21 protein-coding genes are annotated in these 20,097 nt (G+C 68.3%); 7 read left to right on the forward strand and 14 right to left on the reverse strand.

The genetic code is table 11. The annotated features are described in order from the left end of the window. Positions 1 to 5: 5 nt before the first annotated feature. Entirely contained in the window at positions 6 to 890 is an 885-nt protein-coding gene (locus ABZ345_RS19425; protein WP_359850132.1) for a UTP--glucose-1-phosphate uridylyltransferase, read from the reverse strand. Positions 891 to 928: 38 nt separating this feature from the next. Here ABZ345_RS19425 and ABZ345_RS19430 point away from each other — a divergent pair, with 38 nt between their 5' ends. The 4 genes from ABZ345_RS19430 to mscL all read left to right on the forward strand — a co-directional run bounded on the left by ABZ345_RS19430 (position 929) and on the right by mscL (position 2,962). Next, on the forward strand, positions 929 to 1,495 hold the full coding sequence (locus ABZ345_RS19430; protein WP_359850135.1) for a 5-formyltetrahydrofolate cyclo-ligase: 567 nt from the start codon (positions 929 to 931) through the stop codon (positions 1,493 to 1,495). A gap of 94 nt (positions 1,496 to 1,589) precedes the next feature. Further along, positions 1,590 to 1,886, forward strand: a complete 297-nt coding sequence (locus ABZ345_RS19435; RefSeq protein ID WP_359850138.1) for an FmdB family zinc ribbon protein — start codon at positions 1,590 to 1,592, stop codon at positions 1,884 to 1,886. 72 nt (positions 1,887 to 1,958) lie between these two features. Beyond that, positions 1,959 to 2,513 (forward strand): SAF domain-containing protein, encoded by a 555-nt coding sequence (locus ABZ345_RS19440; RefSeq protein WP_359850141.1) that lies wholly within the window; start codon positions 1,959 to 1,961, stop codon positions 2,511 to 2,513. Beyond that, positions 2,513 to 2,962 carry a large-conductance mechanosensitive channel protein MscL gene (gene mscL, locus ABZ345_RS19445; protein WP_359850144.1) on the forward strand — a complete coding sequence of 150 codons (450 nt, stop codon included), beginning with the start codon at positions 2,513 to 2,515 and terminating at the stop codon, positions 2,960 to 2,962. Before ABZ345_RS19440 ends, mscL begins: the two co-directional genes overlap by 1 nt. 385 nt (positions 2,963 to 3,347) lie before the next feature. Here mscL and ABZ345_RS19450 read toward each other — a convergent pair whose 3' ends face one another. From ABZ345_RS19450 to ABZ345_RS19485, 8 genes are all read right to left on the reverse strand, one after another. Beyond that, positions 3,348 to 3,980 carry a hypothetical protein gene (locus tag ABZ345_RS19450; protein ID WP_359850147.1) on the reverse strand — a complete coding sequence of 211 codons (633 nt, stop codon included), beginning with the start codon at positions 3,978 to 3,980 and terminating at the stop codon, positions 3,348 to 3,350. A 128-nt stretch (positions 3,981 to 4,108) separates the two neighbouring features. Further along, positions 4,109 to 4,609, reverse strand: coding sequence for a molybdenum cofactor biosynthesis protein B (locus tag ABZ345_RS19455; RefSeq protein WP_045311897.1), 501 nt, complete (start codon positions 4,607 to 4,609; stop codon positions 4,109 to 4,111). A 5-nt stretch (positions 4,610 to 4,614) separates the two neighbouring features. Then, on the reverse strand, positions 4,615 to 5,514 hold the full coding sequence (locus tag ABZ345_RS19460; RefSeq protein ID WP_359850154.1) for a HAMP domain-containing sensor histidine kinase: 900 nt from the start codon (positions 5,512 to 5,514) through the stop codon (positions 4,615 to 4,617). Next, positions 5,499 to 6,185 carry a response regulator transcription factor gene (locus ABZ345_RS19465; RefSeq protein ID WP_359850157.1) on the reverse strand — a complete coding sequence of 229 codons (687 nt, stop codon included), beginning with the start codon at positions 6,183 to 6,185 and terminating at the stop codon, positions 5,499 to 5,501. Before ABZ345_RS19465 ends, ABZ345_RS19460 begins: the two co-directional genes overlap by 16 nt. A 170-nt stretch (positions 6,186 to 6,355) precedes the next feature. Further along, a complete protein-coding gene (locus tag ABZ345_RS19470) occupies positions 6,356 to 7,858 on the reverse strand; it encodes a trypsin-like peptidase domain-containing protein (RefSeq protein ID WP_359850160.1) in 1,503 nt (500 codons plus the stop codon). 65 nt (positions 7,859 to 7,923) lie between these two features. Then, the gene (gene galT, locus ABZ345_RS19475) at positions 7,924 to 9,006 is read right to left on the reverse strand and encodes a galactose-1-phosphate uridylyltransferase (RefSeq protein ID WP_359850163.1); all 1,083 of its coding nucleotides are present in this window, start codon (positions 9,004 to 9,006) and stop codon (positions 7,924 to 7,926) included. After that, entirely contained in the window at positions 9,003 to 9,800 is a 798-nt protein-coding gene (locus ABZ345_RS19480; protein WP_112270477.1) for a DeoR/GlpR family DNA-binding transcription regulator, read from the reverse strand. The genes galT and ABZ345_RS19480 overlap by 4 nt, the downstream gene beginning before the upstream one ends. Position 9,801: 1 nt before the next feature. Continuing rightward, the gene (locus ABZ345_RS19485; protein WP_359850167.1) at positions 9,802 to 11,784 is read right to left on the reverse strand and encodes a beta-galactosidase; all 1,983 of its coding nucleotides are present in this window, start codon (positions 11,782 to 11,784) and stop codon (positions 9,802 to 9,804) included. A gap of 242 nt (positions 11,785 to 12,026) precedes the next feature. Between ABZ345_RS19485 and ABZ345_RS19490 the strand changes: the two genes are divergently transcribed. Genes ABZ345_RS19490 through ABZ345_RS19500 form a run of 3 tightly spaced genes read left to right on the forward strand, consistent with a single transcriptional unit; the run spans position 12,027 to position 15,189 of the window. Continuing rightward, the gene (locus tag ABZ345_RS19490) at positions 12,027 to 13,337 is read left to right on the forward strand and encodes an ABC transporter substrate-binding protein (RefSeq protein ID WP_359850170.1); all 1,311 of its coding nucleotides are present in this window, start codon (positions 12,027 to 12,029) and stop codon (positions 13,335 to 13,337) included. After that, on the forward strand, positions 13,334 to 14,290 hold the full coding sequence (locus tag ABZ345_RS19495; RefSeq protein ID WP_359850173.1) for a sugar ABC transporter permease: 957 nt from the start codon (positions 13,334 to 13,336) through the stop codon (positions 14,288 to 14,290). Before ABZ345_RS19490 ends, ABZ345_RS19495 begins: the two co-directional genes overlap by 4 nt. Further along, a complete protein-coding gene (locus tag ABZ345_RS19500) occupies positions 14,287 to 15,189 on the forward strand; it encodes a carbohydrate ABC transporter permease (RefSeq protein WP_359850176.1) in 903 nt (300 codons plus the stop codon). The genes ABZ345_RS19495 and ABZ345_RS19500 overlap by 4 nt, the downstream gene beginning before the upstream one ends. 326 nt (positions 15,190 to 15,515) lie before the next feature. Here ABZ345_RS19500 and lepB read toward each other — a convergent pair whose 3' ends face one another. The 5 genes from lepB to ABZ345_RS19525 form a co-directional block, all read right to left on the reverse strand. Then, positions 15,516 to 16,322, reverse strand: coding sequence for a signal peptidase I (gene lepB / locus ABZ345_RS19505; RefSeq protein WP_359850179.1), 807 nt, complete (start codon positions 16,320 to 16,322; stop codon positions 15,516 to 15,518). Positions 16,323 to 16,332: 10 nt separating this feature from the next. Then, the gene (locus ABZ345_RS19510) at positions 16,333 to 17,715 is read right to left on the reverse strand and encodes a HAMP domain-containing sensor histidine kinase (protein WP_359850308.1); all 1,383 of its coding nucleotides are present in this window, start codon (positions 17,713 to 17,715) and stop codon (positions 16,333 to 16,335) included. Next, a complete protein-coding gene (locus ABZ345_RS19515; RefSeq protein ID WP_359850182.1) occupies positions 17,715 to 18,410 on the reverse strand; it encodes a response regulator transcription factor in 696 nt (231 codons plus the stop codon). Before ABZ345_RS19515 ends, ABZ345_RS19510 begins: the two co-directional genes overlap by 1 nt. 69 nt (positions 18,411 to 18,479) lie before the next feature. Further along, positions 18,480 to 19,091, reverse strand: a complete 612-nt coding sequence (locus tag ABZ345_RS19520) for a trimeric intracellular cation channel family protein (RefSeq protein WP_359850185.1) — start codon at positions 19,089 to 19,091, stop codon at positions 18,480 to 18,482. Positions 19,092 to 19,110: 19 nt separating this feature from the next. Continuing rightward, positions 19,111 to 20,091, reverse strand: a complete 981-nt coding sequence (locus tag ABZ345_RS19525) for a nucleotidyltransferase domain-containing protein (protein WP_359850188.1) — start codon at positions 20,089 to 20,091, stop codon at positions 19,111 to 19,113. Positions 20,092 to 20,097 lie beyond the last annotated feature (6 nt).

The following is a 20,097-nucleotide window of genomic DNA, read 5'->3' on the forward strand; positions in this document are numbered from 1 at the left end:
AGCGCTCAGGAGTTGTCGAGGCGTTCCCGCAACCACTCGCGCAGATCGGGTCCGTACTCCGGGGTCTTGAGTGCGAAGTCAACCGCAGCCCGCAGGAATCCGGCGGGATTGCCGAGATCGTGTCGCTCGCCGCGGTGCACCACGACGTGCACCGGGTGCCCCTCGTTGATCAGCAGCGCGATGGCGTCCGTGAGCTGCAGCTCGCCGCCGGCACCAGGCGTGATGCGCTTGAGAGCGTCGAAGATCGCCCGGTCGAGGAGGTAGCGGCCGGCCGCGGCGAACGTCGACGGCGCGTCCTCCGGCTTGGGCTTCTCGACCATGCCGACGACCTGCTTGACGTCGTCGTTGCCGGTGTCGCGGACGTCGAACACGCCGTACGCGGAGATCTGCTCGCGCGGGATGTCGAACGCCAGCAGGACGCTGCCGCCCTTCTCCTCGCGGACCTTCGCCATCTTCTTGAGCGCGTCGGTGGGCAGGACGATGTCGTCCGGCAGCAGCACCGCGACGGCCTCGTCGTCGCCGGTCAGGTTGCCCTCGGCGCACCCGACCGCGTGGCCCAGGCCGAGCGCCTGCTCCTGGATCGCGGTCTCGGCCTTGATCAGCTTCGGGGCGCGCTGGATCTTCTCGACCAGGTCGGCCTTGCCCTTGGCGGTCAGCGACTGCTCGAGCTCGGGGTCGGGGTCGAAGTAGTTCGCGACCGACGCCTTCGTCGGCGAGGTCACGATGACCAGCTTCGTCGCGCCCGCCTCCGCCGCCTCCCGCGCCACGTACTCGATGGCGGGGGTGTCGACGAGCGGCAGCAATTCCTTCGGCACGGCCTTGGTCGTGGGGAGGAAACGGGTGCCCAGACCGGCCGCGGGCACGATAGCGGTGTGGAAGGCGCTGCTCATGGGCAGCGATGCTAACGACATACCGAGGGATACCCGACATGACGTCCGATCTTCGTGACCGGAAGGCCACACTGCGTTCACGGTTGCTGAGCGCGCGGCGTGCGGTTTCTGCTGAGGACCGTGCCGTGGAGGCGGCGGCACTGGCGGCACACGTGGCTGCTTTGGACGTTCGGCCTGATCAGACGGTGTGCGCGTTCCTACCGGTCGGGTCGGAGCCCGGCTCGCCGTCGTGGCTGGACGGGCTGCGGTGCCGGGTGCTGCTGCCGATCGTGACGGGCGACTCGCCGCTCGACTGGGCCGTCCACACCGGACCTGCCGGGCTCGTCCCGGCCGCGTTCGGGCTGCTCGAACCCTCCGGGCCGCGGCTCGGTGCCTCGGCCGTCGCTGGAGCGGCACTGGTGCTGGTTCCGGCGCTGGCGGTGTCGGTGTCCGGGGTGCGGCTCGGGAAGGGGCAGGGGCACTACGACCGGTCGTTGCCGCTGGTCAACGCCCCGCTGGTGGCTGTCGTGCGGGATGCCGAGGTGCTCGCTGACGTGCCTTCCGAGCCTCACGACGTGCGGATGAACGGTGTGCTGACCCCGTCGGTGGGCCTGCGATGGCTGTGACTTTGAGCCGGGGTGTTTGCACTTAGGGAAGGATCTGAGCGAAAATCGTGTTGGCACTCACAACGCCCGAGTGCCAGATCTAGGAGCGAACACAGTGCCTACGTACCAGTACGCCTGCACCGCGTGTGAGCACCGGTTCGAGGCTGTGCAGTCGTTCAGCGACGCCTCCCTCACCGAGTGCCCCGAGTGCTCGGGCAAGCTGCGCAAGCTCTTCGGCGCCGTCGGTGTCGTCTTCAAGGGCAGCGGTTTCTACCGCACGGACAGCCGCTCCGGCGCGTCCAAGAGCACGACACCCGCCGCTGCCACGACTTCTTCGGACACGAAGTCGTCGTCGGACACGAAGTCGTCCTCGAAGCCGTCGACGAGTGCTCCGGCGGCCGCGGCTTCCTGAAGATCGCGAGTTGTCCACAACTTGGGCGTGAGCCCGGTTTGCCATGCCCCCGACGGCCCTACGGTCGGGGGCATGACTCTTTCCAGCACGCGGTTCGACCGGGTCCGTGCACTGCTGCGCCGCCGTCCTTCTGTTGCGTGGCGCCGGTTTCTGGCTCTCGGCCTGGTCCTGCTAGCCGCTTCGACGCTCTTCTGGCCCGACGTGGGCCATCCCGCCGTCGTCGCCTCGCGCGACCTGCCGGCCGGTGCCGCGCTGTCGGCTTCCGACCTCCGGCTGGTGTCTTTTCCGGGCCCTGTCCCGGGTTCGTTCCCGGGCGTCGACGCGGTGGTGGGCCGGACGTTGAGCGAGGCGACGCGTGCGGGGGTCCCGCTGACGGACTTCGATCTCGCTTCAGCTTCCTCCGATCTGGCTTCCGTCGCCGTGCGGGTGGCTGACCAGGGCCTGGCCGGCGTGGTGCGGATGGGCGACCGGGTCGACGTGGTGTCGCCATCGGCCGAAGTGCTGGCGGAGAACGCATCCGTGCGCGAGACGCGAGGACAGGTCGTTGTGCTGACGTTGCCGAGACTTAATGCAACTCGCGTGGCCGCGCTATCACTGGATCACGCGTTAGCCGTTACTCTCCGCTGATGCTGAAGGGTTTCAAGGACTTCCTGATGCGCGGAAACGTCGTCGACCTGGCCGTGGCCGTGGTCATCGGCACGGCGTTCACCGCGATCGTCACCGCGTTCACCACGAGCATCATCAAGCCGATGATCAACAGTCTCGGCAGCACCGAGACCGAGGGACTCGGCTTCTCGTTGAGGTCCAGCACGCCGGAGCTGGAAAAGTCCACGTTCATCGACCTCAGCACGCTGATCAACGCCATCATCAACTTCGTGATCGTGGCGGCGGTCGTGTACTTCGTGCTGGTGCTGCCGATCAAGAAGATCCAGGAGCGCCGCAAGAAGGGCGAGGAGGCGGGCCCGGCCGAGCCGACCGACGTCGAGCTGCTCATCGAGATCCGCGACCTGCTCACGGCTCAGAAGAACCAGCAGACGGTGGTGCAGTCGACCGACGTGCGCGGCCCGAAGATCTAGCTCGAACCAGCCGGACAGGGCGCGCGGCTCGTCACAGCACGGCCCGCGCGCTCGTCCTGGCCCGGCGGGTGCGGTCTCCGATGGCTACGGCCGTCAGTCGCGCTCCGTCAAGCGAGTCCCCACGCCCGAGCCCACACGCCCGGCCCCCACAACGTGCGCTTCGCCAGATCACAGGCCCCGCACGCGTTGCCCACGTCGAGCGGGTGCAACTACCGCGCCTTCTCGCTCCGGCAAGCGGCCCCCCAGCTCGAACCTGCAGGCCCGCCCCACGAGGCTCGCCTCGCCAGATCGCAGCCCTGGGCGCCCTGGCGGACGCACTGCCGCGCGCCTTCTCGCCCCTGCAACCGGCTCCCCAGCCCGAGCTCACAGGCCCCAGCGCGCTTCGCTAGATCACGGCCCCGCGCGCCTTCTCCTGGCTCGGCGGGTGCAACCGCCACTTCGGGTCGCTGTCGTTCAGGCAGATCCGGCCCTCCCGAGCAGCCGCGAGCGCGTGATGCCCGACGCGGTAGCTGGGCGAGATCTGTTCCTGGCCCGTGCCTTCGATCCACCGCACGAGGTAGTTGCTCGTGGCCCGCAGCAGCGCCCGCCAGACCACGCTCATCAGCGTGACCATCCGCGGGTCCATGCCGTCCCACGTCACCGCGAGGAACATGCCACTGGTGAGGACGCCGTCGTCCAGGCACCGGCTGCGGCGCCACTGCACCACGCGGCCCGCCTGGGGGGAGCGCACGGCGAGGCCGCTGAACCTGGGCTGGGGCAGCCGCGGATGGATCTCCGGGTCCCACAGCGGGGCCCTGCGCTCGATGTCGAGCACGGAGGCGCGCACCGGCGGCTTGGACGTCGTCATGCCCGGCCACGGTGCGTACGCGTCGATGAGTCGTACGCCGGGATACGCGGTGACGATGGCGGCCTGCAGCGCGGCCTCGTCTTCCGGCAGCAGCAGGATGGTCGCCGTCGAGGCCTTGCGCTTGGGGTCATCCCCCGTGATGGGGCGGCCGGTTCTCCACGTACCAGGCATCACGATCGCCTTCCGGGGCGGCGGAGCCCCGCTCGTCCGACGTCGTCTCCGGGAGAACGTCGCCGAACACCTCCGCCAGCCGGCGACGGCGCTTCACAGCAGCGTCGTCGTCGGCCGGCTTCGGCGAGTCACTCTTCGTCAAGTCCGCTCAACTGCTCGATGACGTAGGGCACCAGTGCCGACAGCGTCGCCATGCCGTCGCGGACCGCGGACCGCGACCCGGCGAGGTTGACGACCAAAGTGCTGCCGGAAACCCCGACGAGGCCGCGCGAGATGCCCGCGTCGACCGCGCCCGCGGCGAGACCGGAGGCTCGGAGCGCCTCGGCGATGCCGTGGATCGGACGGTCGAGCACGCCCTGCGTGGCGTCGGGGGTGACGTCGCGCGGGGACACGCCTGTGCCGCCCACGGTGACCACGAGGTCGACGCCACCGATGACGGCCGTGTTGAGCGCGGCCCGGATGTCGACCACCTCACCCTCGACCGCGACGGTGCCGTCGACGATGAAGCCCGCTTCTTCGAGTAGTTCGGTGACGAGAGGGCCGGAGTTGTCGTCCTGCTCGCCGTGCGCCACCCGGTCGTCCACGATCACGACCAAAGCGCGGCCAAGGCGCTGCGCGCTGCGTTCCATACCGATCACCGTAGCGGGAGTCGGACTTCGAAGCGGCAGCCAGGACCGTGGTTCTGGGCTCCGATGGTCCCGTCGTGCGCGTCGACCAGGCCGCGCGCGATCGCCAGGCCCAGTCCGGCACCGGTCGGATTGCGGGCCGCACTGCCGCGGAACCCGACGTCGAACACGTGTGGCAGCACGTCATCGGGTATGCCGCCGCACGCGTCGTCCACCCGCACCACGGCCTCGGCTCCGTCCACATCGACCTGGACGGCGACCCTGCCGCCTTCCGGTGTGTGGCGAATGGCGTTCGACACAAGGTTGCGCACGACACGCATCAGTTCCGGATCCGACCCCCGCACGACCGGCCATTCACGAGCGTCCGCGCGCAACTGCACACCCTTGAGCTGAGCGACCGGACGCGACGCGGCGACCACGTCGCTCACGACGTCCGCGAGCTGAACGTCGTGCAGCGTCAGGTTCAACGCGCCCGCGGTGATCCGCGACAGCTGGAACAGGTCGTCCACCAGCTTCGACAGGTGGTCGGCCTCCTGCGCGATCTGCTTCGCGTAGACCGCCACCTCACCGGGCTCGGAGACGACCCCGTCCTCCAGCGCCTCGGTCATCGCCCGGATCCCGGCCAGCGGCGTCCGCAGGTCGTGGCTGATCCACGCCACGAGCTGCCGCCGCGCCGCCTCGGCCTCGCGCTCCCACATGGTCCGCCGCGCGATCGCCCGGCCCAGCATGATCGAGAACGGCACGGTGATCACACCCACCACCGCGCACGCCACCAAAGCGGCGCTCAGCATGGGCGTGAACATGAACCCGCTGACCACGACGATGCCGCCGATGGTCGCCACCACCGGCACGATGACCATGACGGTCATGACGGTGGTGAGCGAGACGCGGCTCAGTCGATCGAACATCGGTCATACCTGTAGCCCACGCCCCACACGGTGCTGAGCCGCTGAGGTTTCGCGGGGTCCTTCTCGATCTTCTCGCGCAACCGTCGCACGTGGACGGTCACGGTCGACTGGTCGCCGAACTGCCAGCCCCACACCCGCTCCAGCAGCTCGGCCCGCCCGAACGCACGGCCCGCGTTCGAGATGAAGAACGCCAGCAGGTCGAACTCGCGGGTCGTCAGCTGCAGGGGCACGTCGTCCAGCGTCGCCGTGTGCGCGGCCACGTCGAGCACCAGGTCCCCGTCGCGCACCACCCGCGGCTCGTAGGCCTTGTTCGCCCGCCGCAACACCGACGACACCCGCAACGCCAGCTCACGCGGGCTGAACGGCTTCGTGACGTAGTCGTCCGCGCCGATCTGCAGCCCCGCGATCCGGTCCTCTTCCTCGCCCAGCGCGGTCAGCATCACGACCGGCGTGCTGCTGCGCGCCCGGATCCGCCGGCACACCTCGAGCCCGTCGATGCCGGGCAGCATCAGGTCCAGCACGACGATGTCCGGCTCGTGCGAGCCCATCAGCCGCAGCGCCGTCTCCCCGTCGCCGGCGAGCTCGACCTCGTACCCGGCGTGTTCGAGGTAGCGGCGCACCACGTCCCGCACCGTCGTGTCGTCGTCGACGACCAACACCCGTTCCACCACGTCACCAAGCTATGCCACGTGCGCGCCCACGGCTCGCAACCGTCACCAGCACGTAAGAAGGGGCCGTAACTGCGCACGGGGCAGGTGTGCACAGCTACGGCCCCTGCAGGGGTCCACACGTCCGGGTTCTGGCGGGCGGCGGATGCCAGAACCCGGACGTACCCCCCGTCCTACTGCACCTCGACGCCGTCAAGGGTGGCTTCCACGGTCCTGTTGTCGGACAGCGTGATCGTGACCTTGTCGCCGGGTGCCTTGGACCGGACCGCGGCCACCAGCGTGTCCGACTCGTCGATCCGCCGGTCACCGAACTTGGTGATCACGTCGCCGGCCTTCAGCCCGGCCTTCTCGGCGGCGCCACCAGGCGTGATCTCGGAGATCTTGGCGCCCTCGTCGGTCGACTCGACCTTCACGCCGAGCACGGTCTGCTTGGGCTTTCCGGACTTCACGATCTCGTCGACCGTGCGGCGAGCCTGGTCCATCGGGATCGCGAAGCCGATGCCGACCGAGCCCGCCTGGCCGCCGGACTGGTTCGGGCTGTAGATCGCGGAGTTGATGCCCACGACCTGGCCCTGCATGTTCACCAGCGGGCCACCCGAGTTGCCGGGGTTGATCGCGGCGTCGGTCTGGATCGCGTTCAGCACGGTCGCCTGCGAGTTGCGGGCGTCGCCACCGGCCGAGACCGGGCGGTTGAGCGACGAGACGATGCCGGACGTGACGGTGCCGGAGAGCTCGAAGGGCGAGCCGATCGCGACGACGCCCTGGCCGATCTTCATGTCACCCGAGTTGCCCAGCGTGACCACGGGCAGGCCGGACACGCCGTCGGCCTGGATGACGGCGATGTCGGAGCTCGGGTCGCGGCCGAGGATCTTGCCGGTGGCCGTCTTGCCGTCCTGGAAGACGACCTTGATCTGGCCTCCGTTCGCGGCGCCCTCGATGACGTGGTTGTTCGTCACGATCTGGCCGTTGCTGGAGATGACGAAGCCGGAACCCTCACCGGCGCCGGTCCGCGTCACGACCTGGATCTGGACGACGGACGGCAGCAGCTTGTTCGCCACGTCCTCGACCGAGCCCGCCGGGGTGTTGCTGGTCTGCGAGGCCGGGCGGGGCGTGTCGAGAGAGCTGACCGCGGACGACTCGTTGGCGAACGTGTAGCCCAGGTAGCCGCCGAGACCGCCGGAGAGGCCGCCGACGAGCAGCACCAGGGCCGCGACGCCTGCCACGACCTTTCCACGGCCCTTGGGGCGCGCGGGAACGGGCGGAGGCTGGTAGCCGGGCGGGAGGTAGTACTGGCCCGTGGTGGGCGGCCCAGCGTGCGGCTCAGCGCCGAACTGGGAGGTGGTCGCCCCCAGGCCGAGGGGGTGGCCCGGGGGAAGTTGGCCGGACCCGGTCGGAGGTAGCTGCTGGCCGGGTCCGGACCCGCCGAGCTGCGCCTGGCCCGCGTCAGGTGAGGGAACCTGCGGCTGGGCCGAAGAGAAGGAGGCGGGCACGTCACCCAGGCCCGCGGGGGCCCCGTGAGCCCCAGCCTGGCCGGATCCCCCCTGCAAAGGATCCGGCTGGCCGGGATCCGGCGTCCGCGGGCCCTGCTCCCGCGCGCCGGAGTCGCTGTGACCGGCGTTCGGCGGCACGGAGTGGGGCTGGTCCGGCTGCTGCGCTGGCTGGTTGCTCTCGGTCATGGGCATAGTCTCTCGGCCCGTCCTGAGAGAACCCTTAGACCAGCCTTGGAGCTCTGTGAGGGTTCTCAGCGCGTGCGCAGGCGCTCCGCGATCTGCTCCGGCGTCACGTCGTTGATCCACACGGCCTCGCCGGACTCGGAGCCCGCGAGGTACTTCAGCTTGTCGGCGGTCCGCAGCACCGAGAAGACCTGGAGGTGCAGCCACAGCTCGTCACGGCCGACGTTCACCGGCGCCTGGTGCCACGCCGCGATGTACGGCAACGGCCGGTTGTACAAGGCGTCCAGCCGGTGCAACACGTTCAGGTACAACGCGGCGAAGTCGTCGCGCTCCACAGAGGACAGACCGGCCAGGTCCGCGACCTGACGACGTGGCGCCAGCACGACCTCGACGGGCCAGCGCGCGGCAGCAGGCACGAACGCCACCCAGTGCGGAGACTCCTCCACCACACGCGCGCCCGCGCGCAGCTCGGCCTCCAGCACGTCACCGAACAACGGGCGACCGTGCGCCGCGTAGTACTCCAGCGCGGCTTCGAGCATCCGTTCGGTGCGAGGCGTCACGAACGGGTACGCGTAGATCTGGCCGTGCGGGTGCGAGAGCGTCACGCCGATCTCTTCACCGCGGTTCTCGAACGGGAAGACCTGCTCGACGCCGGGCAACGAGGACAGGTACTCGACGCGGTCGGCCCACGCGTCGACGACGGTCCGCACGCGCGATGGCGAAAGCTCGCCGAACGACTTGTTGTGGTCGGACGTGAAGCACACGACCTCACAACGCCCACGCCCCGGCGCGCGCACGAACAGCGGCTCACCATCCACAGTGGACGGGACGTCCGGAACGTTCTGCGCCAGCGAGGGAAACCGGTTCTCGAAGACCACGACGTCGTACTCGGCCTCGGGAATCTCCGTCGGCCGGCCGGGCGTCGACGGGCACAGCGGGCACAGGTCCGCCGGCGGTTTGTACGTCCGCGTCTGACGATGAGCGGCGAGAGCCACCCATTCGCGGGTCAACGGGTCCAGCCGCACCTCGGACATCGGCTGCGTCACGGGAAGATCCCGTGTGTCCACCGCGACTCTCGGTGGCGCCTCAGCGCTGTCGTCGAAGTAGATGATCTCCCGGCCGTCCGCCAGCTTCCCCGCGGTACGCCTCACGCCAACTCCTCGCCGCTTCCTGGTACATGTGCCAGAACCAACTCACCGACCTGCTCGGTGAGGATCGCGCGTGCGTCGTCCGGCAGACCCTCGTCGGTCACCAGCACGTGCGCCTCGTCGAGGTCGGCGATCGTGGAAATGCCCACGGTGCCCCACTTCGTGTGGTCCGCGACCACGACCACGCGTCCGGCGGCGTCGACGAGCGCGCGGTCCGTTTCACTCTCGTTGAGGTTCGGGGTGGTGAAGCCGGAACGCTCGGCCATGCCGTGCACGCCCAGGAACACCACGTCCAGGTGCAGCGACCGCAACGCCTGCACGGCCACGGGGCCCACCAGCGCGTCGGACGGCGTGCGCACGCCACCGGTCAGCACGACCGTGCGGTCCGTGCGCCCGCTCTGCTGCAGCACGTCCGCCACGCGGATGGAGTTCGTCACGACGGTCAGGTCCGGGATGTCGTCGAGGAACCGCGCCAACGTCCACGTCGTCGTGCCCGCCGACAGCCCGATGGCCGTCCCGGGACGCACGAGTCCCGCGGCCAGCGCGGCGATCGCTTCCTTCTCGGGCAGCTGACGGACCGACTTGGCCTCGAACCCGGGCTCGTCGGTCGAGCGCCCGACGACGGACGTCGCACCGCCGTAGACCTTCTCCACCAGGCCACGCGAGGCGAGCACGTCGAGGTCGCGGCGCACGGTCATGTCGGAGACGCCGAGCCGGACGACCAGGTCGCTCACGCGCACCGCGCCAGTCCGCTTGACCTCTTCCAGGATCACCGCTTGCCGTTGACGTGCGAGCACCTCACACCTCTTCCCTGAGGACGACGACGTCCCCGGCTCGCACGGTGAGGCGTCCGGAGACCTGCGTGCCGGACAACACGTCGACACCGGACGCGTCGATCTGCGCGTCGGTGTCGGTGTGGTTGACGGCGAAGAGCCACGATACGTCGCCCTTCCGCCTCACAAGCTCAATCCCGGAAGGCGACACATCAACGCCCGCACTGGAAAGCGCGTTTTCCACCGTTCGGCGGAGACCGCTCCCATCGAGATCGCACGCCACGTACCACGCGACACCGCTGCCGAACCCGTTGCGTGTCACCGCGGGCACGCCCGGCAACGGCCCGTCCGCGTAGGAGGCAACGATGTCAGCGGTCCTGACGTGCAGATGTTCCGTCCACAGCGAGGCCGTCGAGCCGTCGGTCAACGACACGGTTTCGCCTTGCCGCAGCGGGAAGAACTCCTCCGACCACACGCCGAGCACATCGCGGAACGCGCCGGGGTAACCGTCCAGCCGCACCCGCGTGTGTTCGTCGGCAACACCAGACAAGTACGTGACAACGACATGACCGCCGCCTGCCACGTAGTCCGCGATCACCGCGGCGTGCGCGTCGGACACCGTGTAGAACGCCGGCACGACGACCATCGAGTACGCGGAGAGGTTCGTGCCCGGCGCGACGAAGTCGACTGTCACCCCGGCTTCCCACAGCGCCTTGTAGTAGCCGAAGACGTGCTGGAAGTAGTGGAAGTCCCCGGTCGGGTGCGCGTTCTGCTTCAACGCCCACTGCGACTGCCAGTCGTAGAGGACCGCGACCGAGGCGTCCACAGTGGAACCGACAACATCGGACAACTGCCCGAGCTCGGCCCCGACCTGGCACACCTCGCGGTACACCTTCGTGTCGGTTCCGGCGTGCGGCACCATCGCCGAGTGGAAGCGCTCGCTGCCACCGCGCGACTGCCGCCACTGGAAGAACAGGGCTCCGTCCGCGCCGCGGGCGATGTGCTGGAACGAGTGCCGCCGCATCTCGCCCGGCAGCTTGGCGATGTTGCGCGACTGCCAGTTCACCGCGGACGTCGAGTGCTCCATCAGCAGCCACGGCTTGCCGCCCGCCAGGCCGCGCACCAGGTCCGCGGACATCGCGAGCTCGACGTGCCGGTCCGGCGACTGGGCCTCGGTGTAGTGGTCGTTGGAGACGAAGTCGACCTCGCGCGCCCACTTCCAGTAGTCCAGCGCGCCGAAGGTCCAGTTGACCATGAAGTTCGTGGTGATCGGCACCGACGGCGTGATCATCCGCAGCACGTCGCGCTCGGCCTTGTACAGCTCGAGGATCGCGTCGTCGGAGAACCGGTCGTAGTCGAGCACGTGGCCGGGGTTCTGGAACGTCGGCGTGACACGCGGCGGCAGGATCTGCGACCAGTCCGTGTAGCCCTGGCTCCAGAACGCCGTGGACCACGCGTCGTTCACCTGGTCGAGCGTGTAGCGGGCCGCCAGCCACTCGCGGAACGACGCCGCGCACGTGTCGCAGTAGCAGCGCTGCACGTGGCACGCGTACTCGTTGCCGACGTGCCACGCGGCCAGCGCCGGGTGGTCGCGGTAGTGCGAGGCCATCTCGGCAGCGAGCGCAGTTGCACGGTCGCGGTAGATGGGCGACGACGGGCAGTAGGCCTGCCGCGAGCCGTGCGAGAGCCGCACGCCGTCCGCGCGGACGGGCAGCATCTCGGGGTACTCGGTGGTCAGCCACGGAGGGGGCGCGGCGGTGGCGGTCGCGAGGTCGACGCGGATGCCGCCGGCGTGCAGCAGGTCGAGCACGCGGTCGAGCCAGTCGAACCGGTACTCACCCTTGCTGATCTCGATCTTCGCCCAGCTGAAGATACCCACGCTGACCAGGTTCACCCCGGCCCTGCGCATCAACTCGACGTCATCGGCCCACACGTGTTCGGGCCACTGCTCGGGGTTGTAGTCGGCACCCCAGCCGAGCCCCGGCATGCCAGTTGGCCAAGTCGTCACGGGCGCAAGAGTGGACGACAAACACCCACAACGTCAACACAAGCAAACACAACTTCACGTTTGGGTCTGTTCGGCGGTTGACCGGTACACGGACCGGGATCGTGCTAGAAACGGGCTGTGCACGGCTTTAACAGCTGAGTAACGGGACTTGACAGGATGTGTGCCTAGGACCACATTGTGCGCAACTTTGTTGGAGTCCTGTTCGGTTCGCACACGAGCGAGTGTCACCTGTAGGAGCGAAGATGGTCCGGTACGCGTCAGGTTCCTCTCCGTTACCGCAACTCGACAGGCGCACCCTGTTGCGGATCATGCTGGCCGGTGCCGGCGTGGCCGCGACCGGTGGCCTCGCGGCGTGCGGCGGCGGTGGTTCGAGCTCCGGCAGTGACTCGAAGGTCGTCACGTTCGGCAACAACCTGTCCGACCAGGTGCCGAAGGACGCGATCACGGCGGCGGTCAAGGCGTTCGAGAAGAACTCCGGCGGCACGACCGTCACGATCAACACCAAGCAGCACGAGCAGTACCAGGAGCAGATCAACAACTACCTGCAGGGCAAGCCGGACGACGTGCTCGCCTGGTTCGCCGGGTACCGCATGCGGTTCTTCGCCGACCAGGGCCTCACGGGCGACCTGAGCGACCTGTGGGGCAAGATCGGCAGCGGCTACTCCGACCCGCTCAAGCAGGCGTCCACCGGCACGAACGGCAAGCAGTACTTCGTGCCGTTCACGCAGTACGCGTGGGGCATGTTCTACCGGAAGAGCGTGTGGCAGGAGAAGGGCTACGAGGTCCCGAAGAAGCTCGACGACCTCGTCGCGCTCTGCACCAAGATGAAGGCCGACGGCCTGATCCCGATCGCCTTCGCCCAGAAGCAGGGCTGGCCGGGCATGGGCACGTTCGACCAGCTGAACTTCCGGATCAACGGCTACCAGTTCCACGTCGACCTGCTGGCCGGCAAGGAGAACTGGCAGGACAAGAAGGTCAAGGACGTCTTCGACACCTGGAAGCGGCTGCTGCCGTTCCACCAGGAGAACGCGCTCGGCCGCGAGTGGCAGGAAGCCGCTCAGACGTTGCAGCAGAAGAAGTCCGGCATGTACCTGCTCGGCGCGTTCGTCGGCCAGCAGTTCCCGGACGCGGAGAAGGACGACCTGGACTTCTTCCCGTTCCCGGAGATCAACTCGCAGTGGGGCCAGGACACCGTCGAGGCTCCGATCGACGGCTACATGATGGCGAAGAAGCCCGCCAACCAGGAGGGTGCGCTCAAGCTGCTCGAGTACCTGTCGAGCGCCGAGCCGCAGCTCGCCTACCTCAAGGCCGACCCGACCGCGGTCGCGACCAACCAGAAGGCGGACACCTCCGGCTACACCGCGCTGCAGAAGAAGGTCGCGGACACCATCAAGAACGCGAAGCACATCACGCAGTTCCTCGACCGCGACACCGACCCCGGTTTCGCGAGCGAGGCGGCCACCAACGGCCTCATCGCGTTCATCAAGAACCCCGACGACATCGACTCCGTGCTCAAGGGCATGGCTGATCAGGCGAAGAACATCTTCAAGTGACCGCGTTGCAGGAGAAGCCGAAGGCGGTGGCCCCCGTGGGGCCGCCGCCTCGTCGGCGTGGAAAGCGTGCCACCGCCCTCGCAGGCACGGACAAACTGGTGCTGGGGCTCATGCTCGGCATTCCCACGATCGTGCACCTGCTCTTCGTGTGGATCCCGACGCTGGGCTCCATCGCGTTGTCGTTCAGCAGGTGGAACGGCATCGGCGGGTTCGAGGACATCGAGTGGATCGGTGTCGGGAACTACGCCGAGATCTTCACCGAGTACCCGCGGTTCTGGCCGGCGGTGCAGCACAACCTGATCTGGCTGGCGTTCCTGCTGATCGTGCCGACGTGCGCCGGTCTGCTGCTGGCGGTGCTGCTGGACCGGGAGATCAAGGGCAGCCGGATCTACCAGAGCGCCCTGTACATGCCGATGGTGCTGTCGCTCGCGTTGATCGGCTTCATCTGGCAGCTGATCTACACGCCCGACGGCGGCCTGCTGAACTCCCTGCTGGGGCTGAGCGACAAGCCCGTCGACTGGATCGGCGACTCGGACATCAACCTCTACGCCGTGCTCGTCGCGGCGGCGTGGCGGCACACCGGCTACATCATGCTGCTGTACTTGGCGGGCCTGAAGTCGGTGGACCCGGCGCTGAAGGAAGCGGCGGCGCTGGACGGCGCCTCGGCGACCCAGACGTTCTTCCGCGTGACCTTCCCGGTGATGAAGCCGGTGAACATCGTGGTCGCGGTCGTGACGGTGATCGAGGCGCTGCGCGCGTTCGACATCGTGTACGTCATCAACAAGGGGCGCAACGGTCTGGAGCTGTTGTCGGTGCTGGTGACCGACAACATCATCGGTGAGGCTTCGCGCATCGGCCGGGGTTCCGCGGTCGCGGTGATCCTGCTGACGATCTCGCTCGGCGTCATCATCCCCTACCTGTACCAGACGTTCAGCAAGGAGAACCGGACGTGACGGCCACGCTGGAACGGCCTTCTGCGCCGGCTGTGAAGAAGCGCGTGGTCACGCCGGCCCGGGTCGCGCTGCACACCTTCCTGATCCTGACGTGCCTCATGACGCTGGCGCCCCTGCTGTGGGCGGTCTACGCGTCGCTGCGGACGTACGACGACACGTCGGTCAACGGCTACTTCTCGATCGCGAAGTCGCTGACGTTCGACAACTTCGCCAAGGCGTGGGAGATCGGCAACCTGCCGCACTTCTACTGGAACACGTTCCTGATCACCGTCCCGGCACTGGTGGTCACGCTGCTGCTCAGCTCGATGGTGGCGTTCGGCGTGTCCCGGTTCAGCTTCAAGTTCAACCTGCTGCTGCTCATGATCTTCACCGCGGGCAACCTGTTGCCGCAGCAGGTGATCGTGACGCCGCTGTGGCGCCTGTACCGGCTCATCGAGGTGCCGGAGTGGATCAGCGACAGCGGTTCGCTGATCGACTCGCCGGTCGGTGTCGTGCTGATCCACATCGCCTTCCAGTCCGGCTTCTGCACGTTCGTGCTGTCGAACTACATGAAGACGATCCCGTACGAGCTGACCGAGGCCGCCCGCGTGGACGGCGCGTCGGTGTTCCGGCAGTACTGGCAGCTGACGTTGCCGCTGTGCCGCCCGGTGCTGGCCGCGCTGGCGACGCTGGAGTTCACCTGGATCTACAACGACTTCCTGTGGGCGTTGGTGCTGATCCAGGACGGCGACAAGATGCCGGTCACCTCCGCGCTGCAGAACCTCAAGGGCACGTTCTTCACCGACAACAACCTCATCGCGGCCGGGTCGCTGCTCGTCGCGCTGCCCACGCTGGTCGTGTTCTTCGTGCTGCAGCGGCAGTTCGTCGGCGGGCTCACGCTGGGCTCGACGAAGGGCTGATTCCCCGCACGTAAAACGCTCGGCTGGGATGTCCCGGCCGAGCGTTTCGCGTGGGCGGCCGTTGAGGTGGACGACGACGGCGACGCGTTCGTCCTCGTTCAGAAACCGGCCCCGCACAACGCAAGACGCCGCCCAAGTGATCGGCGGCGCCCCTGTCCCGACCGGCCGTCGGGTTCGTGCCACCGCGCGTACGTTCCAGCGTGGTTGCCTGGGCGGGATTGACGGGCCTTGGTCGCGTCATCGCCGCTTCGCGACGGCGCGCGTTCCCGCAGAACGCAAAAGGGGCGAGAGCCAACCCGGCCCTCGCCCCTTCGCAGCTCTACGCCCTACTTGCCGCCGGTCTGCGGGTTGAAGTCCGAGATCGAACCCCAGCGCCCGACGGGAATCACGATCACCCGCGCCTTGCCCACCACGTTGTCGATCGGAATCGCACCGTCGGCGGGCGTCGGGTCGCCGTGTTTGCGCGAGTCCGACGAGTTGTTGCGGTTGTCGCCCATGACCCACAGCTTGCCCGCGGGAACGGTGACCTTCTCGAACGAGTCCTGCTGGCGCGGGCCGCCGCCGAAGTTCAGGTACGGCTCGTCCAGCGGCTTGCCGTCCACGAGCACCCGGCCCTGGTCGTCGCAGCACTCGACGGTCTGGCCGCCGACCGCGATGACGCGCTTGATGAAGTCCGTGCCGCTGGGCTCGGACAGGTTCACCATCGAACCGAGGTCCTGCAGCGTGCCCGCGACGAAGTTCGGAGGCTGCTTGCCGCCGGTCCAGTTCGGCGGGCCGCGGAAGACGATCACGTCGCCCGGCTGGGGGTCGCGGAACAGGTACGTGATCTTCTCGACCAGCACCTTGTCGTTCACGCAGCCCGTGCAGCCGTGCAGCGTCGTCTCCATCGAGGCCGACGGGATGACGAACACGCGCGCGACGAACGTCTGGATGACGACGGTCAGCAGCAGCGCAACGCTGAAGATGACCAGCAGCTCTTTCCAGAACGGCTGCTTCTTCTTCGTCTTCTTCTTGGAGAACCTGGGCGCTGGTTCGTCGTCGTACGAGTACGACGAGGAGCGCGCAGTGCCTTCCTCGGAGGGAGGCGTCGTCTCCCAGGTCGACGACGAATCGCCGTTCACGCGATGACTCACACGCCCCACCTTACGGACGTCCGGGTAGGCGCAACGTGAACAGGGCACCGCCCTCGGGCGCTCTGCCCGCTGTGGCCGTGCCGCCGTGCCGTTGTGCCACCTGCTTGACGATGGCGAGTCCCAGACCGGAACCCGGCAGGGTCCGTGCCTCAGACGATCGGTAGAACCGCTCGAAAACGTGAGGTAGATCGGCGTCCGCGATACCGGGGCCCGCGTCCGCCACCTCCACCACGGCGCTGCCGTCGCCCACCTGACGCAGGCTCAGCCGCACCGCAGAGCCCGAGGGGCTGAACTTCACCGCGTTGTCGAGGAGGTTCAGCACCGCGCGCTCGAGAGCACTTGAATCACCCAGAAGTGTCCACGGTTGCAGCTGCACGTCGAACGTGACGTTCGAGGCGCGTCGGCGCGCGCGGTCCAGGGACCGTTCTACCACCTCGACGAGGTCGACGGGTTCCTGCACCATCTGCGGGGCGTCTTCCCTGGCGAGTTCGACCAGGTCACCGATCAGCGTGGTCAGTTCGTCGAGCTGGGCGCGCACGTCCGACTGGATTTCCGTTTTGTCCTCTTGGGACAACGTCGGGGAGTTCGGGCGTTCTGAGGCGAGCAACAGCTCCAGGTTGGTGCGCATGGACGTCAGCGGCGTGCGCAGTTCGTGGCCCGCGTCGGCGACCAGGCGGCGTTGTCGTTCCTGCGACTCCGCGACCGCGCCGAGCATCGCGTTGAAGCTGTGCGTCAACCGCGCCAGCTCGTCGTCGCCCGACACCGGGATCGGCGTCAGGTCACCGGTGTTCGCCACGCGTTCGGTGGCCTCGGTCAGTCTCTGCACCGGCCGCAGACCGGTGCGCGCGACTGCCGTGCCCGCGATCGCCGCCAGCAGCACGCCGGCGCCGCCGATGAGCAGCAGGACCACGCTGAGCTTCGCGAGGGTCGTCCGTTGCGGCACCATCGACTGGGCGATGAGGATCGCCTGGTTCTGCTGGTACCGCACGGCGATGACGCGGGACTCGGTCTTGTGGTCTGTCCAGATGTACTCGCCGCGCTCGCCCTGGGCGACGTCCCACGCCTCCTCGACCGTCGGCGGCGGCTCGAAGCCGTCCGGGTAGAGGATCTGACCGGAACCCGCCAGCAGCACGCCCATCTTGACGTCGCCGGCCGCGAGGAAGGCCGCGGGGTACTTGCCGACGAAGTCCGGCGTGTTGATCTTCTGACCGGTCGCCACCGCGACGGCACGCGTGCGAAGGCTCTCGTCGAGCGCGTCGTACACGCTCTTGCGAACGATCATGTACGCACCGAACGACACCAGCGCGACGGCTCCAGCGACGCAGAACGCCGCGAGCCAGGTGACCCGAGCCCGCAGCGACGCCTTCTGCAGCCGTCCCTGGGGTTCGAAGATCACGGAGGCGTCTCCCGCAGGACGTAGCCCACCCCACGCACCGTGTGAATCAGCCTCGGCTCGCCCTCCAGCTCCGTCTTCCTCCTGAGATACCCGACGTAGACCTCGAGTGCGTTGCCCGAGGTCGGGAAGTCGTATCCCCACACGTCCTCCAGGATGCGGCTGCGGGTCAGCACCTGGCGCGGGTGCGCCAGCAGGAGCTCGAGCAGCGCGAACTCGGTGCGGGTGAGGCTGATGGCGCGCTCGCCGCGGCGGACGTCCCTGGTGGACGGGTCCAGCTCGAGGTCGGCGAACTTCAGGACGGCCGCGGACTGCTGGGCGGCGTCGATGTCCTGGGCGGCGCGGCGCAGCAGCGCGCGCAGTCGTGCCAGCAGCTCCTCCAGCGCGAACGGCTTGGGCAGGTAGTCGTCGGCCCCGGCGTCCAGACCGGACACGCGGTCGCTCACGGCGTCCCGCGCGGTCAGCACGAGGATCGGCAGGTCGTCACCGGTGCTGCGAAGGCGCCGGCACACCTCCAGCCCGTCCAGCCGCGGCATCATCACGTCGAGCACCATGGCGTCGGGCCTGGCGGCAGTCACCGACTCCAGGGCCTGCATGCCGTCTCCGGCAGTCTCGACCTGGTAGCCGTTGAACTGGAGCGAGCGGCGGAGTGACTCCCTGACCGCCCGATCGTCATCGACAACGAGGATGCGCATAGGGGCAGTGTTGCTGAGGGATCTGAGAGGCGCCTGAGAAGGGCCCTAACAGCGGGTGTGAGTTCAGTGTTAACCCTCCAGGCCTCTCGCGACCGGCGCATTCCACTTCCGCCAGAGCGCGATCAGCCTGATGGTGATGATTATTGACGCTCCAGTCAGCGCGACCAGGTCTTTCGGCAGTCGCACCCATTCACCCAGTGCGACCACGACCGCTCCGGCGAGCGCCGCCACGGCGTAGATCTCTCTCCTCAGCACCAGAGGAATCTCTCGGAGTAGGAGGTCGCGGACCGCGCCGCCACCGATCCCTGTCGTCATGCCGATGAGGCACGCGGCGTAGGGCGTGGCGCCGAGAGCCAACGCGGTGGTGGTGCCGGACGTGACGAACAGACCGAGCCCCACGGCGTCCAGGAGGAGCACCGTGCGGCGGAGCTTGGCAACGGTCGGGTGGAACCAGAAGACGATCAGGCCCGTGACCCCGGCGACCAGCAGGTACGGCCAGTTCTTGAGGCTCGTCGGCGGGTGCACGCCCAGCAGCACGTCGCGGATGATGCCGCCGCCCAGCGCCGTGGTGAGCGCCAGGACGATCACGCCGAACACGTCCAGCCGCGCCCGCACCGCCGCCACCGCGCCGGACGCGGCGAAGACGGCGATCCCGATCAGTTCCAGGACGATGAGCAGCACGAACAGAGAGAATACGGATCTACCGGGGTGACGCGTCCCGGCGGTAACCGGCCTCCAGCCGACCGCCGGCCGACACGAGGACGTGCTCCACAACCTCGATGAACCACTCAGCACCCTCGCCCCGCACCAACGCCCGGTACGCGTCCACGAGCTCGTCGGCCTTCGCCTCTTTCAACCGCCTGAGCAACCACTTCCCGTGTCCGAGCCACTTGTTCTGCACGACCAGCGCCAACTCCCCCGCGCAGGTCAGCAGCCGTGCCGCGACGAACAGCCGTTCGTCGTCGTCCCGCGCTCCGATGAGGTCTTCGAGCAGGTCGGTGGTGCCGTAGCGACGGTCTTCGAGTTCGGTGGCGGTCGGCACAGGAGGGCCGACGTCGAGCAGAGCGCGCGCCTCGGCACGCATGCGCTGGCCCGTGCCGTCGGCGTCGAGCATGAGGAACCCCTCGGCGCACATGTGCAGCAACGGCGGGCGCCGGTCCTGGGTGTCACGGGCCACGAAGTCCTGGAACGACTCGACGGTGTGGCAGAACAGCTCGACCGGCCAGCCGCGGTGCTCCATGGTCTCCCGGAACGCGTAGGACAGGTCGTTGACGATCACGACGATGTCCAGGTCCGAGTTCGCCGTGTAGGTGCCCGCCGCGACGCTGCCGCCGAGGAACGCCGCCGTCGCGAGCGGGAACCGTTCGTCGATCAGGTCACGCGCGACCTGGACGGGATCCTTGTCCCAGTCCAGCGGATGGCCGGTGACGTAGTAGTCCTGGTCCGGGTCCAGCGGGCCGAGCACCCGTTCGACGCTCGGCCAGATCTCGCGGCTCACCTCGTGCAGGTCGACGAGCCACGGGTTGTCCTCCGCGTCGAACAACGGCCGTATCTCCAGGAACTGCGCGCGGGAGATCTCCCGCACGCTGACCGGCGGCCCGCTGTGCCGTTTCGCATAGCCCTTCAGGCGCCAACCCATGTTGTCGCCGTAGGCGTGCCTGACCTCGTCGTCCCCAGTCACACGTTC

Origin of the sequence: Lentzea sp. NPDC005914, assembly GCF_040629405.1 — a bacterium.
Classification (GTDB): domain Bacteria; phylum Actinomycetota; class Actinomycetes; order Mycobacteriales; family Pseudonocardiaceae; genus Lentzea.

What these genes read in the sequence shown, in the direction of transcription:
- ABZ345_RS19460 (WP_359850154.1), bottom strand. Translation starts at nt 5,514, where the DNA reads ATGTTCGATCGACTGAGCCGCGTCTCGCTCACCACCGTCATGACCGTC.
- ABZ345_RS19430 (WP_359850135.1), top strand. Translation starts at nt 929, where the DNA reads ATGACGTCCGATCTTCGTGACCGGAAGGCCACACTGCGTTCACGGTTG.
- ABZ345_RS19455 (WP_045311897.1), bottom strand. Translation starts at nt 4,609, where the DNA reads ATGGAACGCAGCGCGCAGCGCCTTGGCCGCGCTTTGGTCGTGATCGTG.
- ABZ345_RS19515 (WP_359850182.1), bottom strand. Translation starts at nt 18,410, where the DNA reads ATGCGCATCCTCGTTGTCGATGACGATCGGGCGGTCAGGGAGTCACTC.
- ABZ345_RS19490 (WP_359850170.1), top strand. Translation starts at nt 12,027, where the DNA reads ATGGTCCGGTACGCGTCAGGTTCCTCTCCGTTACCGCAACTCGACAGG.
- ABZ345_RS19425 (WP_359850132.1), bottom strand. Translation starts at nt 890, where the DNA reads ATGAGCAGCGCCTTCCACACCGCTATCGTGCCCGCGGCCGGTCTGGGC.
- ABZ345_RS19450 (WP_359850147.1), bottom strand. Translation starts at nt 3,980, where the DNA reads ATGCCTGGTACGTGGAGAACCGGCCGCCCCATCACGGGGGATGACCCC.
- ABZ345_RS19440 (WP_359850141.1), top strand. Translation starts at nt 1,959, where the DNA reads ATGACTCTTTCCAGCACGCGGTTCGACCGGGTCCGTGCACTGCTGCGC.
- mscL (WP_359850144.1), top strand. Translation starts at nt 2,513, where the DNA reads ATGCTGAAGGGTTTCAAGGACTTCCTGATGCGCGGAAACGTCGTCGAC.
- ABZ345_RS19470 (WP_359850160.1), bottom strand. Translation starts at nt 7,858, where the DNA reads ATGACCGAGAGCAACCAGCCAGCGCAGCAGCCGGACCAGCCCCACTCC.